Consider the following 15,828-nt stretch of genomic DNA (forward strand, 5'->3'; position numbering starts at 1 on the left):
AATATAACACCTAAAAAAATGGATAAAATTAATCCTATATATTTTACTTATTTCTTAAGTGAAAGAGATGAACAGGGAGTCGTATTGATTAGCCCCTTAATTTCTACAGAAACTATCCATGGAAATGACTTAGAGCGATTAGAAGAATTTGTGACCATCATCCGTGATCAGATTAATCTCAATGAAGTAAAAGGAATAATATTCAAAAATCCACTTATAGGCCAAGCTATTAACTATGATATTTTACTTCAACAAGCATTAGATGAAAATTCATTTAAGCTACGTTTGAAATCACTTCTGTCAAATTTTAATGAGCTTAACCAACAAAAGAAACCCATCGTCGGTCTAATGGACAGCGACTGTATGAGTTTACAACTTTCTACACAACTATGGGCACACTGCCGGATTGCCCTTGAGCAGATAAAAATAGGATTTCCAGAAGTCAACTATGGATTATTTCCAGGGTTTGGTGCCACGATACAAATAACAGAGATACTTGATGCACAAGATGCTCTTCCATTGGTGCTACAGGCTAAAATAATCACAGCACAAAAAGCTAAAGAAATAGGTTTAATCGATCTCATTTCTTCAAATATAGATCATGCAATCTTTCTTGCCAAAACATGGATCTTAGAACATGTGCATGAACAGGCTCAGAAACAAACTCCACCATGGGATGAAGCACAATGGGATAATCTTACCGTACCCATCAAAAAACGTAACTTAGGAATTAAGCCAAACATAGACAACTGTATGGCAGTTATTTATCAAAAACACAATCTTTCAAAACAAGAAGCACTCCGTATTGAAATAGCGTATTTTATCCAGACCCTGCGCGATCCTATTACCTGCAGTATCATCCGGACCCAGTACTTCGGTATAAATGAAGCTACAAAAGCTACAGATCCATTAGTCCATACCCCTTTCGAGTTACAAAGGATGGCAATATTAGGCGCTGGAATGATGGGATCTGGAATTGCATTCGAAGCTGCCCGATCAGGAATTGATATTATCTTGAAAGATGTGACTTTACAACAAGCAGAGCAAGGAAAAAAATATGCAGAAAAAGTATCAGCAAAATGGGTGGAACTGGGAAAAATGAATGAAGAAAAAAGACAGGCTCTCCTCTCCCGAATCTCCCCTACAGATCAGACAAAAGATTTTGGAGAAGTTGATCTCATTATCGAAGCTGTGTTTGAAGACAAAAATCTTAAGGCGGCTGTCAGTACTGAAACACTTCCTTTCCTAAATAATAATGGTTTTTTTGCTTCCAATACCACATCATTACCCATCAGTGAATTGGCTTTAGTAAGTCCGAAACCAGAAAACTTTATTGGAATGCATTTTTTTTCACCTGTAGATCGAATGGCTTTAGTAGAAATCATACGCGGGAAACAAACTAGCGAACAAACCCTGTCTAAAGCTCTAAAAGTAGTCCGTCAACTGGGAAAGATTCCAATTGTTGTACATGATGGCCCTGCATTCTTTACTTCCCGTATTTTTTTCAACTACCTACTGGAAGCAGTGACGATGCTGTTGGAAGGTATTCCTGCATCTCTCATTGATGAACAGGCAATAAATGCTGGGTTTGCTGTTGGTCCTTTGGCAGTTCTTGATGAAATTTCGCTATCGCTTATGCTGCATGTATACGACCAGCTACCCCATCTACATCCAAGCCAGAGGCGATGTTATGATTACTTAAAAAAACTTGTGGATAGTGGACGAAATGGACGAAAATCCAATCGAGGTTTTTATGACTATGAAATTGCATCTGGAAAAAAAACAATTTGGCAAGATTCGAATTTACCGACCTTAACTACATTGCCCGAAACCATCAACATTCAGGATCGATTATTACATGTTATGGCATTGGATAGTTACCGATGCTTAATAGAAGGGATACTCGACAGGCCGATCGATGGCGATATCGGCGCTACCTTAGGGATTGGCTATCCCATTCATACTGGCGGTGTCTTTGGTCATATAGACCAAGTTGGACTCCAAAAATTTGTAAAAGACTGTCAGCGTTTTGAGCGACTAGGCGAACAATGGATGATTCCAACCTCGTTACATCAGCTCGCCGAGGAAAATTACAGCTTTTATTTAGGCCTTCAATCCAACTGGCCTATCCAAGCCCAAAATCTATAAATTCAAAAAGGTTTTCATAAAAGTTTTAAAAAACCTTTATGAAAACCATCTCTAACTAACTAACTAACTAACTAACTAACTAACTAACTAACTAACTAACTAACTAACTAACTAACTAACTAACTAACTAACTAACTAACTAACTAACTAACTAACTAACTAACTAACTAACTAACTAACTAACTAACTAACTAACTAACTAACTAACTAACTAACTAACTAACTAACTAACTAACTAACTAACTACTAACTAACTAACTAACTAACTAACTAACTAACTAACTAACTAACTAACTAACTAACTAACTAACTAACTAACTAACTTTATTTCACCATCAAATCAACTAACTGATTAACATCCATATCGATAAAAGTATCGTAATCCAATGTTGCATTTAAGATTTGTTTCTGTTGTTTATCTGCAAATATTCGGGCTACATTAATCCTGTATTTTTCAATCAGTTTAGGAATACCTTCATCGCGGCGGCGTGGATGTCCTATTGGATATTCAACCAAAATTTCAGAGAGTTTTGTTCCATCATTTAATGTAATCGTCAATCCATTTGCAATTGCCCTTTTTTCAGGATCATGATAATCTTCTGTTAATTTAGAATCTTCGATACAATTCATTTTATCACGCAAAACATCAATTCGAGGATCCATAGCTATCCGATCTTCGTAATCTTCTGCTGTCAATCGGCCATAGATTAAAGGTACTGCAATCATATATTGTATACAATGATCTCTATCAGCAGGATTATGAAGTGGTCCCTTTTTATCAATAATGCGAATAGCAGCTTCATGGGTCCTAATTTCTATATGCTTAATAGACTCAACAGTTTTCCCTATTGCTTTAAGTTGATCATGCAGCAACATGGCGGCCTCAACAGCTGTCTGAGAATGGAATTCAGCAGGAAAAGAAATCTTAAATAAAACATTTTCCATCACATAAGAACCATAAGCTCGCTGAAATTGGAATTCCTTTCCTTTGAACGAAACATCATAAAATCCCCATACTGGAGCCGTTAATACGGAAGGATATCCCATTTCCCCTGTCTTGGCTATCAATGCTAACTTTACAGCACGTGAGGTTGCATCGCCTGCTGCCCAAGATTTACGGCTACCTGTATTGGGTGCATGACGATATGTTCGCAGTGCCTGCCCATCAACAAATGCCAGTGAAACAGCATTGATCAATTCATCACGACTTAATCCCAACAATTTACCAACCACAGCTGTGGAAGCTACTTTAACAAGAATGACGTGATCTAAGCCCACTTTATTAAAAGAATTTTCCAAAGCAAGAACACCCTGAATCTCATGTGCCATGATCATTGCTTCTAAGACTTCCCTTGCTTTTAAAGGTTTTTCACCCATAGCAATACGGGTTCTACTCAACCAATCAGCCGTTGCTAAAATACCTCCTAAGTTATCCGAAGGGTGTCCCCATTCTGCCGCAAGCCAAGTATCATTAAAATCCAACCAGCGCACAATTGTACCGATATTAAAAGCAGCCTGTATCGGATCTAATTGGTAGTTTGTTCCAGGAACTTTCGCACCGTTTGGCACAATGGTACCAGATACCACCGGACCTAACAATTTTGTACAGGCAGGGTAAGTGAGCGCTTCAAAACCGCATCCTAATGTATCCAAAAAACAGTAAAATGCAGTTCTCCATGCAACTTTGCTTTCAATCTTATATTGAAGTACATAATCTGCAATATCAGCCAAGACCTGATCAACCGGTGGTCGTTCATTCGAAATTTGTGATGCCATTTTTTCTAAAAAACTATTCGTAAATATTAAATTTCAATTGTTGCGTTCATTTGTATACTTTCTCACATTACCTTTCAGAAATAGGAATATAAGGTCTATTTTCTGGTCCGATATAGTGAGCACTAGGTCGAATAATCTTTCCGTCCTGACGCTGTTCAAATACATGTGCCGACCATCCTGTTATCCGTGACAGTACAAATAAAGGGGTAAACATTTCTGTCGGGATACCCATTACATGATATGAAACGGCCGAATACCAGTCTAAATTGGGAAACATTTTCTTTTCTTCCCACATCACAGATTCCAAACGCTCGGCAATGGAATATAGTGTCATATCGCCCGCTTCCTCCGATAGCTCCCTAGCAATACGCTTAATAACCTGGTTACGCGGATCTGAAATGGTATAAACAGGATGACCAAATCCAATAATAACCTCTTTATTCGCTAACCGCTTACGAATATCAGCCTCCGCTTCATCAGCATTGGCATAACGACTCTGTATTTCAAAGGCTACTTCATTAGCACCACCATGTTTTGGTCCCCGCAGGGCACCAATAGCTCCTGCAATACAAGAATAAAGATCCGATCCAGTACCTGCAATAACACGGGCGGCAAAAGTAGATGCGTTAAACTCATGTTCAGCATACAGATTAAGAGACACCTGCATGGCTCTTATCCAAGATGCAGATGGCGGCGTGCCATGCAACAAGTGTAAAAAATGCGCACCCAAAGTTCCATCGGTAGTTTCGACATCAATTTCTCGGCCATGTTGGCTAAAATGATACCAATACAACAAAGCAGAAGCCATAGAGGCCATTAAACGGTTGGCAATATCGCGCGCACCAGCACTTGGATGACTCTCCTTTTCAGGCTGAATGCTCCCAAATACTGAAACATAGGTTCGAAGAACATCCATCGCATGGGCAGTTGTAGGCAATTGTTTTAAAACTTTCTGTATCGCAATCGGTAATCCACGTTGACTTATTAATTGTGCCTGATAAGTGGTCAATTGCGATTTAGTCGGTAAATTTCCATAGATCAATAAATAGGCTACTTCTTCAAAACTAGCCTGATCTGCAAGTTCCAAAATATCATAACCTCGATAATGTAAGTCATTACCACTTTTTCCGACGGTGCTTAATGCTGTATTGCCTGCGGCAACACCAGATAATGCGACGCTTTTCTTGGGTTTAAAACCCATTTCATTTGTTTCTGTCATCATGCTTAGTATTGAACAATTGATCTAGTTTATTTTCATATGCATAATAATTAATGCTACGATAAAGTTCTTCACGGGTTTGCATACCTACCAGAACGCCAGCTTGCGTACCATCTTTTCGAATATGCTGATATACATTTTCAGCCGCTTTATTAGCTGCTCGAAAAGCAGAGAGCGGATATAAAATTATTGAAACTCCTACTTGATGTAATTCATCTCGAGTAAACATTGGCGTTTGACCAAACTCTGTAATATTTGCTAAAACAGGCAATTGGGTTGCTTCATGAAATCGTCTGTATTGATCCAGTTCATGAACAGCCTCTGCAAAAATAAAATCAGCTCCAGCCTCTTTATATGCGATAGCTCTATCTAAAGCCGCCTCTAAACCCTCGGATGCTAAAGCATCTGTACGGGCACCGATTACAAATGTATTATCCGTACGTGCATCCACAGCAGCTTTAATACGGTCCACCATCTCTGTCTTAGATACCAATTCTTTTCCTGGTCGATGTCCACAACGTTTTGCTCCCACCTGGTCCTCCATGTGAACAGCTGCGGCACCAGCCTTGATCAAAGACTGAATCGTACGTGCTATATTAAATGCCGAGGGTCCGAATCCGGTATCGATATCGACCAATAAAGGGACTGGACAAACGTTCGTAATACGCTGCACATCAACCAGTACATCTTCAAGCGTGGTAATACCAAGATCAGGAATTCCCAAAGAACCCGCGGCAACTCCTCCTCCCGATAAATAAATGGCCTGAAAACCTGCTTGCTGAGCTAGCAGAGCATGGTTCGCGTTGATAGTTCCAACCACCTGTAATGGTTTTTCCTGTTGCATCGCTTCTCTGAAAAGAAGCCCTGGAGTTTTTATCATATAATTGGATATTATAAATGAGCCCGATAGCCGAGCAGATGCATTAAACTTTTTATTGTTTAATGTCCAAGAAATTTTCTCCTATATTATCGTACTGAAAAAAGTTCCCTTATTGCTAAAGATAAGAAAAATAATGGTCGTGATCACCATCTTTAATGATCATTTTTCATGTAAATGTTCAAAATACACACTCTCAACAACACCCTCCAAAATATTGATTATCAAAAGTTTTATAATAAAAAAAAACATCGATAAAATAATTAAAAAGGCTAAATACTGAGACAACCTGCATATCCACTGGGTCAGATGATGAGCAATAGAATCGGCTATAATTATATTGCTTATTACTACAAATTTATTTAAGTTTGCTTGTACGCAGTATTTTAATCATAACCCTTATTTAACCTTTTTCAAACCGTTTCACTACATCAATATGAACCTTAAAACTATCGGTTTATTTTTTCTTTTGCTCACTTTATGTCAGCATAACTACGCTCAAAAAATAACCTTATCTTTTGGCGAAGAAGTACAACTTGAGGATCTACTTTTATCAAAAAAGCCCACGAAAAATTCAATCAACTGGCTAAATGTAAACACAGCCAAAGATACTTGGCGTTTAAATAGAAAATCACTAATATGTACAGGGCTTCCTATTGGTGTCATGCGGTCTGAAAAACTATATGAAAACTTTATTATCCATGTCGAATGGAAGCATATCTATGCAGGAGGTAACTCGGGTATCTTTGTATGGTCGGATGCAGAGCCCGATTCCATAGGAAGACTTCCAGGAGGAGTTGAAGTGCAGATGCTGGAATTGGATTGGGTAAAACAGAATACCAAAGACGGTGTTGTTCCGCCAATCGCTTACGTTCATGGCGAATTATTTGGTGTGGGCGGTGTGGAAACAATACCAGATAATCCACGCGGTACAAGAAGTAAAGCGATAGAGAATCGGGCTAAAGGGAAAGGGGAATGGAATAAATATACGATCATCTGCGTGGACGGTACAATTAAACTAGCTGTGAACGGAAAATTTGTCAATGGTATTCGCAATTCGACTATCAAGAAAGGGTACCTATGTCTTGAATCTGAAGGTTCGGAAATACATTTTAGAAATTTTCAATTAATTGAACTTCCTCCAAGTGTTACCCACATTTCTCAAATCGTAAAAACAATAATACAATAACCACTTAAATTCGTTGCTGCTCTTTTAAGAGCAATTTAAAACAGAAAATTTAACAGCTAAAAATTAAAAATAATTAATTTCTGATCTTAATTGTAAGTTACAAGCAAAAAAAAGAAAACTTTTGATTTCGTTTACTGTTATATAATAAACAACAATCGTTAATTATATAGAAAACTTACGAATCATGAAGAAATTAGCATTACTACTTACAATTATGGGGGGAATAGCTTTCGGCGCAAATGCACAAAAAATCGAAACTGTTCCACAAAGTTCAGCAGATGTTGGAACTGCCCCAATAAAAAAAGGTAACTGGATGGTTGGTGGTTCCTTAGCAAATCTTGGTTATAGTTTTGAAGGAAAAGCATTTAATATCAACGTACAACCTCGAGCTGGTTATTTTGTTTCTGATGGTATCGCGATCGGAGCTCAAGCTAACTTAGGATTTATTGCTGTAAAAGATCATGATAACGAATGGAATTATGGTATTGCACCTTTTGTCAGATATTATTTCCCAGAAGGTTCATCTTCGTCAGGACGTTTCTTCGGACAAGGTGATATTGGTATCGCAGGTAGTTCAGTTGGAAAAGGTGCTTCCTTAGCTTTAGGAGCAAATCTTGGTTATGCACACTTTATTACAAGAACAGTTGCACTTGAGGCTACTGTCGGTTATAACTATACCAAATCGAACGTTAACTTAGGTGAGAAGTCTTCTGGTTTAGGAGTAGGACTTGGATTCCAAATCTATTTACCTGGTCAGAGATAAAAACAGATTTTTACACCGTATAAAAAAAGCACATATTCATCTATGTGCTTTTTTTATTCACGTCATTTTTTCATCATAAAACAGACTTCATTAAAGAATCATGAACATAATACGTTCTTAGGTTTTATTGTCATCACAGTCTGTTCATGCCAGCTTGTTGCTACTGGACAACCCAGTTTTTCATTATAATAAATATCAGATACAACATGCTCTTTTTCGATTTTCACCTCCAGCTGAAACATACTGTCCAAATCATTTAAAATACGCTGCTGATACTCCTCTCTTTCAGTTGCCGCAGGTAAAGTAATTTCATAGCAATACAAATACTTCTCCCTCCATAATGCGGAGTCTCCACAATCCTGAGTATGTAAATACTGACACCGATTATCATCATAGATAAAAATACGTGAGACAGGAAAATTTGCCGATAAACCAAACGCAAACAAGTAAAATTCATAAATCGCCATATTGACTAATGAGATTCGAAGTATATCGGCTTTTTCATCGCGCACAACAGCACTGTAAGAATCAAGTCCTTTTAAAGGAGATGTAAACTGTGCATAGTATTGTTCCGGAGGTTTTACTTTTAAAATGCTTTTTAAAGGTTGTTCCCGATTATGAGTTTGAAACTCCTTCATGACACGAGTTTTAAAACGATCTTGCCTTAATGTTTTCATTCGTATTATATGTTTATAAGTTTTTCGAGTAATTAAAAGCTTTAGCTATACTAAGTATGTTCCCAAATCACTTGACTTCCCTATAAAAAATTGAAAATAAAAAACCGACCTACTACATTCACAAATAAACAAGAACATGCATCTATCATAGAGCAAAAAAACTCACTTAAATTTATTGTATCAAGAATAAATTAGTCATGAAGATTTCTCTATCAGTGCTACTTGCCAGACAAGTAGGTCGGAAAAATCATAAGATACTAGCCGTTCACCATCTTTACATAAGCCGTTACAAATATGAAAAACAGACAACATGAAGTTGACAACATGTTGTGAAAGTTGACGACTAGACTTATATTTTTTTTTTAAAATGTCATTATCTAACAAATTTTAATATAGCATGCATTTTATATAAATAGTGCATGTAAAAAAATGCGATCAAATCAAATGTCTACATGGCTTCAATCCCACTACTATTAAGATTTCTCGATTGCTATAAATTAATAAAAAATAATGCATACAAGAAAAGGCACCCTATTGGGTGCCTTTTCTTGTATTATAGTGCACACGTAGTTCTTACCAATAAATTGAATATAGGGCAACCACAATCATGAGTACTAATAATGATCCAATAACAAAACCATTGTGAGATTTAAACATTTTTGCATCAATTTCTAATCCTTTAGGGACAATACCACGTTTGTTATCAATCAAACTAATGATTACCATGAAGATCACACAGATGATAAATACAAAACTCATCCTGTCTATAAATGGAATTTCATAAATACCTGTTGTTGGATTCAGCACAGAGAATCCGGTGCTTGATAAGAAAGAAAGGTCCATCATATCTGGCAACTTTTTGAATAGTACAGATAAAATAAAGCCTCCAATCGTTGCGAACATCGCTGCATTTGATGTTGTTTTTTTCCAAAAGAACCCGAGAATAAACATCGCAAAAATACCCGGAGAAACAAATCCTGTATACTCTTGAATGTATTGGAATCCCTGTTTTCCTTCTCCCATTAGCGATTCACCTAAAATAAGTGCCAATCCTGTTCCTAAAATCATGGAAACAATAACAGCTATTTTTCCAACATTAACCAAATTCTTTTCAGAAGCAGTTTTATTAATTGCTTTTTGGTAAATATCTAACGTAAAAATGGTCGCAATACTGTTTGCTTTCCCCGCTAAAGAAGCGACGATTGCAGCAGTCAATGCGGCAAATGAAAGACCTTTTAAGCCTGCAGGCAAAAGAGTTAAGAGCGCTGGATATGCTTTATTTGGATCCTGTGCTCCAGTTGAGGTCAATAAGCTTGATGCATCAATAGCACCTAAATTTTTATTTACAATATAGTAAACAGCAATTCCTGGGATCACAACAATCACTGGCATCAAGAGTTTTAAAAATGCAGCAAACAATAGACCATTTCTTGCTGTTGGCAAAGAAGCTCCCAACGCACGCTGTGTAATATACTGATTACATCCCCAGTAGCTTAAATTGGCTATCCACATACCTCCGATCAGAACACTGATACCAGGTAAGTCCATATAATTAGGGTTGTCGGTTTTGAATATCATATGGAAATGTTCAGGAGCATCATTATGCAAAGTGGTAAAACCAGCTAAAACACCATTACCATCTGAAATGATATTAAGTGCTAAGTAGGTAGCTACCAAACCTCCTAATACTAAGAAAAATACCTGAATAACGTCTGTATACCCAATAACTTTCATACCACCTAATGTGATGATGATAGCAAAAACAGCCAATAACATAATACATAAAGTCAAATCTAAACCAGAAATACCACTGATAGCGACAGCTCCAAGATATAAGATCGACATTAAGTTGACCACGATATAAAGCATTAACCAAAATACAGCCATGATCATCGCTACAGTACTATTATAGCGTTGGTTTAAAAACTGAGGCATGGTAAAAATCTTATTCTTAAGATAGACCGGCATAAAGAATATGGCTACAACAATCAGGGTTATGGAGGCCATCCATTCATATGCTGCGATTGCAAGTCCCATTTTAAAGCCCGAACCGCTCATTCCAATGAATTGTTCGGCAGAAATATTTGAAGCGATCAAGGAGGCACCAATAGCCCACCATGTCAATGATCCTTCAGCCAAGAAATAATCCTTTGCTCCTTCTGACGCTGACTTCTTTTTGTAGTAGATCCACAAACCATATGAAGCAACAATTATAAAGTATACAAAAAATACAATATAATCCTTCGTACTTAAAATAGTATTCATTAGTTAAGATTAATTAGATTTTGATATAAAAATGTGAGGCTAAATATAGAAATATTTATTGCACAATCACATAAAAAAACCGACAGAAAACTTATATAATCAATTTCACTCATCTCAAAATAGTTCAATTTTTATGTTTTTTTCCCAATTTTCTTTGTAATTTTGCACAATAATGTCAAAAATCTCATCAAATAGAGTTATTCGTTATACCTCTTTATTATTACTTTTCGTAATACAATTATTATTTTTATTAGCAATCTTTAAGGAAAATAACTCAACTATTGCCCTATCATTCTTCATCATTCTAATTTCATTCTTATTACTTTTCTCCTTTTTTAAGTCGCCAGTTCATCATAATAAATTAGCGTTTGAAAAAGTTTATATTGCCGTATGGGTTCCAATTGGTGCAATAAGTTGTTATTTTTTAAATCACGCATTTGGATTAGGTTCGGTATTTTCAGCAAGTTTAGTAGGGCTCACCGGCGCCTTAATTCCGTACCTAAACAAAAAGTCAAGTTATCTGCCCCATCTACCTCCTGCTATTTATTGCGGTGCATTCGTAGGTATGTCCAATACCAAAGTAGCTCATGATATTTATTTCATTCTCGCAGCCAGTATCTGTACGGCTATTCTGCTGATCATATCAAAAAGTTTGTTGAACGGAATTGGCGGAAAACTTGGAACATTGGCTTTTGCCGGAGTTACCATTACCTACTTGATTCTATTTTTATTTTCTAGATAATGATATTTACAGCGATTCTCATATTTACAGGAATTTTCGGAAGTTTACTCACTTATTATTTTAATAATAAGCTGAAACTTGGAGGTGTATTATCCTCATCCCTATTGACCAGCATTGTTGCTGGATTTGTCCACTTTTTTCCTTCTTATATTCCAAAAGAATTAGTCAATCATATTCCACTGATTTTTATAGGTTCTTCTTTTGTTGGTATGGTTTCGAGCAATCAATTGTCTACATTTATCGGAGTTTCACTTTCAGGTCTTGTATACAGCCTAATCTATATCAACACCAGTAAATTTTTTGATGGTTTTGGCGGTGCATTAGGTACTTCAGCGTGCATATCATTACTGGTAATTATGAGCATACCTTATCTTCGGTCAAATCATAAAATGACACTGGGTTTCTTTCAGTTACGCCGTATGATATTTAAGAACACCAGAAGAAAATCGAAAAAAAATACCTAGTCATCTACAAATACCTAAATAGTCTACTTTTTCAATAAAAGGCAGCAGCTCTCTTCCCTAAAAATCTCAGAACCTTATCGAAAATAAGAGCACAAAAAAACGGTTTGAGTACTATTATTCCCGCTTTTAAGAGAAATAACAGCCCCAAACCGTAAGATGCAAAATCTTCTCAGAGATTACAAAACAGTAATATTAAAGTATTACTCGATTATCCTCACTGGTATAATCCATAAATATATCATTATCAAGCTCAACTTCTTTCACCTTTGCTTTAGTTTTCAGTTTTAATGTAGTAACAGCCTGATTACTCTCCCAAACTTGTGGTGTAAAATGAATTTTTTCTTTTTCACCGTCCACATAAGTCAATATCACATCAAATGGGATTGCAAATCCACCATTATTTTCAATCTCTAAACTAATGGTTTTATTTTTTTGACTGACCTTAGACACCTTCAGATCGATATAATGATTACTAAAATACCAGTTATTCCAGAACCAATTGAGATTTTTTCCAGATCCTGTATTGAAGGAATAAAAATAATCCCAAGGAGTCGGATGCTTCCCGTTCCAATTATCCATATAATGATGTAAAGCTTTTCTGAATGCTTCGTCCCCTAGATAATCTTTCAGTGCCAAATAAGATAATGCCGATTTGATATAGGCATTATTACCATAACCCTTACCGCTCAATTGTGATGACAAAGAAATCAATGGCTGATCTTGTTCAGTAGCAGGATCCTGAATCCATCCTTTTACCCGAAATTCTTTAAACAATTGCTTAGCAGCTTCCTCTCCATTTTCATCCATTCCAATAAGCAATTCCAAAGCTGTAGCCCAACCTTCATCCATAAAAGCATAACGGGTTTCATTAGTTCCCATATAAAAAGGAAAATAAGTATGGGCAATTTCATGGTCTACAGTTTGTCTAGCATCCATCAAGTTATCCGGCACACTGCTATCATTGACCATCATCGGGTATTCCATATCCGCAAATCCTTGAATTGCAGTCATCGTTGGAAATGGATATTCTACTCCTGGCCAATTTTTAGAGAACCAGTCAATACAGTAACGCTCCCAACCTACATATTGCTCGAAATCCTTAGTCCCATTCAGATAAGCCGCCTGAACACTTACTCTTTTACTTTTCAATTGAACACTAGAAGCATCCCACACATAATGATCACTCAAAGCAAAACAAAAATCAACGATATGATCTGCTTCAAACTTCCAGATGTTCCAGTCATGCTGTTTTGTCACCTTTTGTGTCTCCATTTCTTTTAAATTTGCAACCGTAATCACTTGGTCCGAAATCAAAGATTTTTTAAAACGGTCTAATGTTTCAGCTTGCAGTACCTCTTCAGGGTTTAGAAAACTTCCTGTAGCCCATACTACATAATTTTTTGGAACGCGGATTTCAACTTTATAATCATTGAAATCATTATAAAATTCCTGACGGCCGTTATGTTCCAAGACATCCCATCCATTATAATCATCATAAACTGCTATACGCGGGTATGCATACGCACAGAAATAGGTACCAGGATCAATCTGCCCCTCACGGTCACTGGATAATGACAATGGATATTCCCATTCCATTTCGACTGTGACAGAAGATTTGGGATCAACAGGTTTATTCAACTTAATGCGATTGGCGGAAGTCCAGTCCTTACTATCGATAACATACACTTTATTATCTATTTTAAACGACTTCAACTTCAGTCCCGAAGTGAGAAAATCTGTACTGACGTCCGCAGCTCTTGCGGCTGTAGGTTTATGTACATTATTAGCAAAATGAATAACAAGATCTTTTAATGCATTAGGACTATTGTTCTCATATTGAATACGTTCTTTTCCAGAAACAATTTTTGTTTCTGGGTTTACCGTTACCTGTATGTGATATTGCGCTCTGTTTTGCCAATATTTTGCACCTGGTGCACCGGTTAAACTTCGCGTTTCATTTTTATAAGCCTGCTTAATATGACGAGGAGTATATAATTCCTGAGCGTGCAGGAATATGTTACAGACGACAATGTAAACCAGACTGAAGAGAATCTTTATTTTCATGTACTTTTTTTTGCTAAAGATAAGCAGTTCCTAAACGTCGTACAACAAGGAGATGTGTCGTATATTAAAAATTACTGGCTAAAAAATATCGCAAGTCTTACTTTTAACCGTATTTCCTCAATAAAATAATTCTTGATACCAAAGAGATATCGATAATTGTATAAGAATCATGAGTGCCAAATAAAAAAAATACAAACAAATTTATCTAAGTTTGCATACTATCTATATGACTAAAACTTTAAATTTTATACTCATATGTTGCAATATAAACTTGATACATGAAAAGATCTTTACCTCATTTTAAAGCTGTTAACATAACTTTAGTTTCCTTATTACTTTTGTTCGCAACTCATATCACCCCAGTTCTTGCTCAGGTCACTATTGTATCGGACTCTTCTAGATTAGAATCAAAATCCACCTATATGCAGCATAAAATTGATTCTAACGCTTCTTATCAATATGATATATCCGATTTATTTCGCAACATTCTTCATCCAAAAAGAGAGCGAAACCCAAATAAAAAACGTTCTGGAATTACCCTGATGCCTGGTGTGGCCTTAAATCCCACTATTGGAGCTCAAATCGGAATAAAGGGAGTTGCAGGCATTGTACTGGGAGATAAATCGAATACCACAATGTCTACAGCAGCATCAACAGCTTCAGTAACAACAAAAGGTATTATGGTTTTTTACGTAAGCCATAACATCTATACCAGAGAGAATAAATGGAATATCCAGGGAGGATGGGCTATTGTAAAAATGGTCAATCCAGATGCCGGCTTAGGAATGACTAAAACTTTTTCTGGACAACATGATGATGATATTCTTGCTAACCCAGACAAAAACATGTTTGTCTACAAGTATACATCCTTTAGCATCAATGAAAAGCTTTATAAACGGGTTTCAGATAATCTTTTTCTGGGTGCTGGTTTTGCATTTGACATTCGCAGAAATATCAAAGCATCGACCGAAAACAATGACAATCCAAATTACGTCTATAGTAAACGTTATGGTTTTGATCCTGAAAAATTCAATTCAAATGGTCTCCTGTTTAATGTTCAGTATATGACACGTGATAATCCAAATCGTGCGTATAAAGGAATTTATTCGGATATTGGAATTCGTATGAACCAGGAGTGGATGGGCAGTAGTAAGAATGCAATTCAGCTTACCACAGATTTTAGAAAATACATTAGTCTTTCTGAGGAAAACCCTGAACATGTACTTGCATTATGGAATTATGGATCTTACCGTATAGCAGGAAGACTACCTTATCTTGATCTACCAGGAACTGCCAAAGATAGTTATGCACGGTCAGGGCGCGGTTATACGCTTGGGTTTTTCAAAGGCTTATCTTACTTCTATAATGAGGCAGAATACCGGTTCCCGATACTTCGTAATAAATTTATCAGTGGAGCAACCTTTTTTAATATCCAATCGACCAATAACGATATGGACAGCAAATTATTTCAATCTTGGAGAGCTGCTGGAGGAGCAGGATTACGTATTCTGTTTAATAAAGCCACACGCACTAATTTATGTATTGATTATGCTTTTGGTGGGTATCATCAAAGAGGTCTATTCCTTGGATTAAATGAAACCTTTTAAAAAGCAGGCTTAATTGAAGTTTTTCATTATTTTAGGG

General features: G+C 36.5%; 12 protein-coding genes. 6 read left to right on the top strand and 6 right to left on the bottom strand.

Annotated features, from left to right (window positions below; genetic code table 11):
* Positions 1–18 precede the first annotated feature (18 nt).
* Positions 19–2,148, top strand: coding sequence for a 3-hydroxyacyl-CoA dehydrogenase NAD-binding domain-containing protein (locus tag FHR29_RS14240; RefSeq protein ID WP_183915455.1), 2,130 nt, complete (start codon positions 19–21; stop codon positions 2,146–2,148).
* Between the two features lie 324 nt (positions 2,149–2,472).
* Here the strand turns inward: FHR29_RS14240 and FHR29_RS14245 are convergent, their stop codons facing one another.
* The 3 genes from FHR29_RS14245 to prpB all read right to left on the bottom strand — a co-directional run bounded on the left by FHR29_RS14245 (position 2,473) and on the right by prpB (position 6,023).
* A complete protein-coding gene (locus FHR29_RS14245; RefSeq protein WP_183915457.1) occupies positions 2,473–3,924 on the bottom strand; it encodes a bifunctional 2-methylcitrate dehydratase/aconitate hydratase in 1,452 nt (483 codons plus the stop codon).
* 67 nt (positions 3,925–3,991) lie between these two features.
* Complete coding sequence (gene prpC, locus FHR29_RS14250) at positions 3,992–5,146, bottom strand: 2-methylcitrate synthase (RefSeq protein WP_183915458.1); 1,155 nt, start codon at positions 5,144–5,146, stop codon at positions 3,992–3,994.
* Positions 5,127–6,023, bottom strand: a complete 897-nt coding sequence (gene prpB, locus FHR29_RS14255; RefSeq protein WP_021190914.1) for a methylisocitrate lyase — start codon at positions 6,021–6,023, stop codon at positions 5,127–5,129. Before prpB ends, prpC begins: the two co-directional genes overlap by 20 nt.
* Before the next feature lie 433 nt (positions 6,024–6,456).
* Here prpB and FHR29_RS14260 point away from each other — a divergent pair, with 433 nt between their 5' ends.
* Positions 6,457–7,209: a DUF1080 domain-containing protein gene (locus FHR29_RS14260; protein ID WP_183915461.1), complete on the top strand. Its 753-nt coding sequence runs from the start codon at positions 6,457–6,459 to the stop codon at positions 7,207–7,209.
* 184 nt (positions 7,210–7,393) lie between these two features.
* The gene (locus FHR29_RS14265; RefSeq protein WP_021190911.1) at positions 7,394–7,972 is read left to right on the top strand and encodes a hypothetical protein; all 579 of its coding nucleotides are present in this window, start codon (positions 7,394–7,396) and stop codon (positions 7,970–7,972) included.
* A gap of 98 nt (positions 7,973–8,070) precedes the next feature.
* On the opposite strand, the gene FHR29_RS14270 is transcribed toward FHR29_RS14265, so the two are convergent.
* A complete protein-coding gene (locus FHR29_RS14270; protein ID WP_021190910.1) occupies positions 8,071–8,649 on the bottom strand; it encodes a hypothetical protein in 579 nt (192 codons plus the stop codon).
* A gap of 573 nt (positions 8,650–9,222) precedes the next feature.
* A complete protein-coding gene (locus FHR29_RS14275; protein ID WP_132771878.1) occupies positions 9,223–10,914 on the bottom strand; it encodes a sodium/sugar symporter in 1,692 nt (563 codons plus the stop codon).
* Positions 10,915–11,086: 172 nt separating this feature from the next.
* Here FHR29_RS14275 and FHR29_RS14280 point away from each other — a divergent pair, with 172 nt between their 5' ends.
* Together FHR29_RS14280 and FHR29_RS14285 are read left to right on the top strand one after the other, a co-directional pair.
* Positions 11,087–11,656: a hypothetical protein gene (locus FHR29_RS14280; RefSeq protein WP_206368662.1), complete on the top strand. Its 570-nt coding sequence runs from the start codon at positions 11,087–11,089 to the stop codon at positions 11,654–11,656.
* Complete coding sequence (locus FHR29_RS14285) at positions 11,656–12,120, top strand: hypothetical protein (protein ID WP_206368659.1); 465 nt, start codon at positions 11,656–11,658, stop codon at positions 12,118–12,120. Before FHR29_RS14280 ends, FHR29_RS14285 begins: the two co-directional genes overlap by 1 nt.
* Before the next feature lie 192 nt (positions 12,121–12,312).
* On the opposite strand, the gene FHR29_RS14290 is transcribed toward FHR29_RS14285, so the two are convergent.
* On the bottom strand, positions 12,313–14,184 hold the full coding sequence (locus tag FHR29_RS14290; protein ID WP_183915463.1) for a M1 family metallopeptidase: 1,872 nt from the start codon (positions 14,182–14,184) through the stop codon (positions 12,313–12,315).
* 278 nt (positions 14,185–14,462) lie between these two features.
* Here FHR29_RS14290 and FHR29_RS14295 point away from each other — a divergent pair, with 278 nt between their 5' ends.
* Complete coding sequence (locus FHR29_RS14295) at positions 14,463–15,791, top strand: BamA/TamA family outer membrane protein (RefSeq protein ID WP_183915465.1); 1,329 nt, start codon at positions 14,463–14,465, stop codon at positions 15,789–15,791.
* The last annotated feature ends 37 nt before the right edge of the window (positions 15,792–15,828 follow it).

It is taken from the genome of Sphingobacterium sp. JUb56 (assembly GCF_014191365.1).
Lineage (GTDB): Bacteria > Bacteroidota > Bacteroidia > Sphingobacteriales > Sphingobacteriaceae > Sphingobacterium > Sphingobacterium anhuiense.

Excerpts from the sequence above, each read along its gene's own strand:
- FHR29_RS14245 (WP_183915457.1), bottom strand. The coding sequence starts at position 3,924 with ATGGCATCACAAATTTCGAATGAACGACCACCGGTTGATCAGGTCTTG.
- FHR29_RS14265 (WP_021190911.1), top strand. The coding sequence starts at position 7,394 with ATGAAGAAATTAGCATTACTACTTACAATTATGGGGGGAATAGCTTTC.
- prpC (WP_183915458.1), bottom strand. The coding sequence starts at position 5,146 with ATGATGACAGAAACAAATGAAATGGGTTTTAAACCCAAGAAAAGCGTC.
- FHR29_RS14240 (WP_183915455.1), top strand. The coding sequence starts at position 19 with ATGGATAAAATTAATCCTATATATTTTACTTATTTCTTAAGTGAAAGA.
- FHR29_RS14270 (WP_021190910.1), bottom strand. The coding sequence starts at position 8,649 with ATGAAAACATTAAGGCAAGATCGTTTTAAAACTCGTGTCATGAAGGAG.
- FHR29_RS14275 (WP_132771878.1), bottom strand. The coding sequence starts at position 10,914 with ATGAATACTATTTTAAGTACGAAGGATTATATTGTATTTTTTGTATAC.
- FHR29_RS14290 (WP_183915463.1), bottom strand. The coding sequence starts at position 14,184 with ATGAAAATAAAGATTCTCTTCAGTCTGGTTTACATTGTCGTCTGTAAC.
- FHR29_RS14260 (WP_183915461.1), top strand. The coding sequence starts at position 6,457 with ATGAACCTTAAAACTATCGGTTTATTTTTTCTTTTGCTCACTTTATGT.
- FHR29_RS14285 (WP_206368659.1), top strand. The coding sequence starts at position 11,656 with ATGATATTTACAGCGATTCTCATATTTACAGGAATTTTCGGAAGTTTA.
- FHR29_RS14280 (WP_206368662.1), top strand. The coding sequence starts at position 11,087 with ATGTCAAAAATCTCATCAAATAGAGTTATTCGTTATACCTCTTTATTA.
- prpB (WP_021190914.1), bottom strand. The coding sequence starts at position 6,023 with ATGATAAAAACTCCAGGGCTTCTTTTCAGAGAAGCGATGCAACAGGAA.
- FHR29_RS14295 (WP_183915465.1), top strand. The coding sequence starts at position 14,463 with ATGAAAAGATCTTTACCTCATTTTAAAGCTGTTAACATAACTTTAGTT.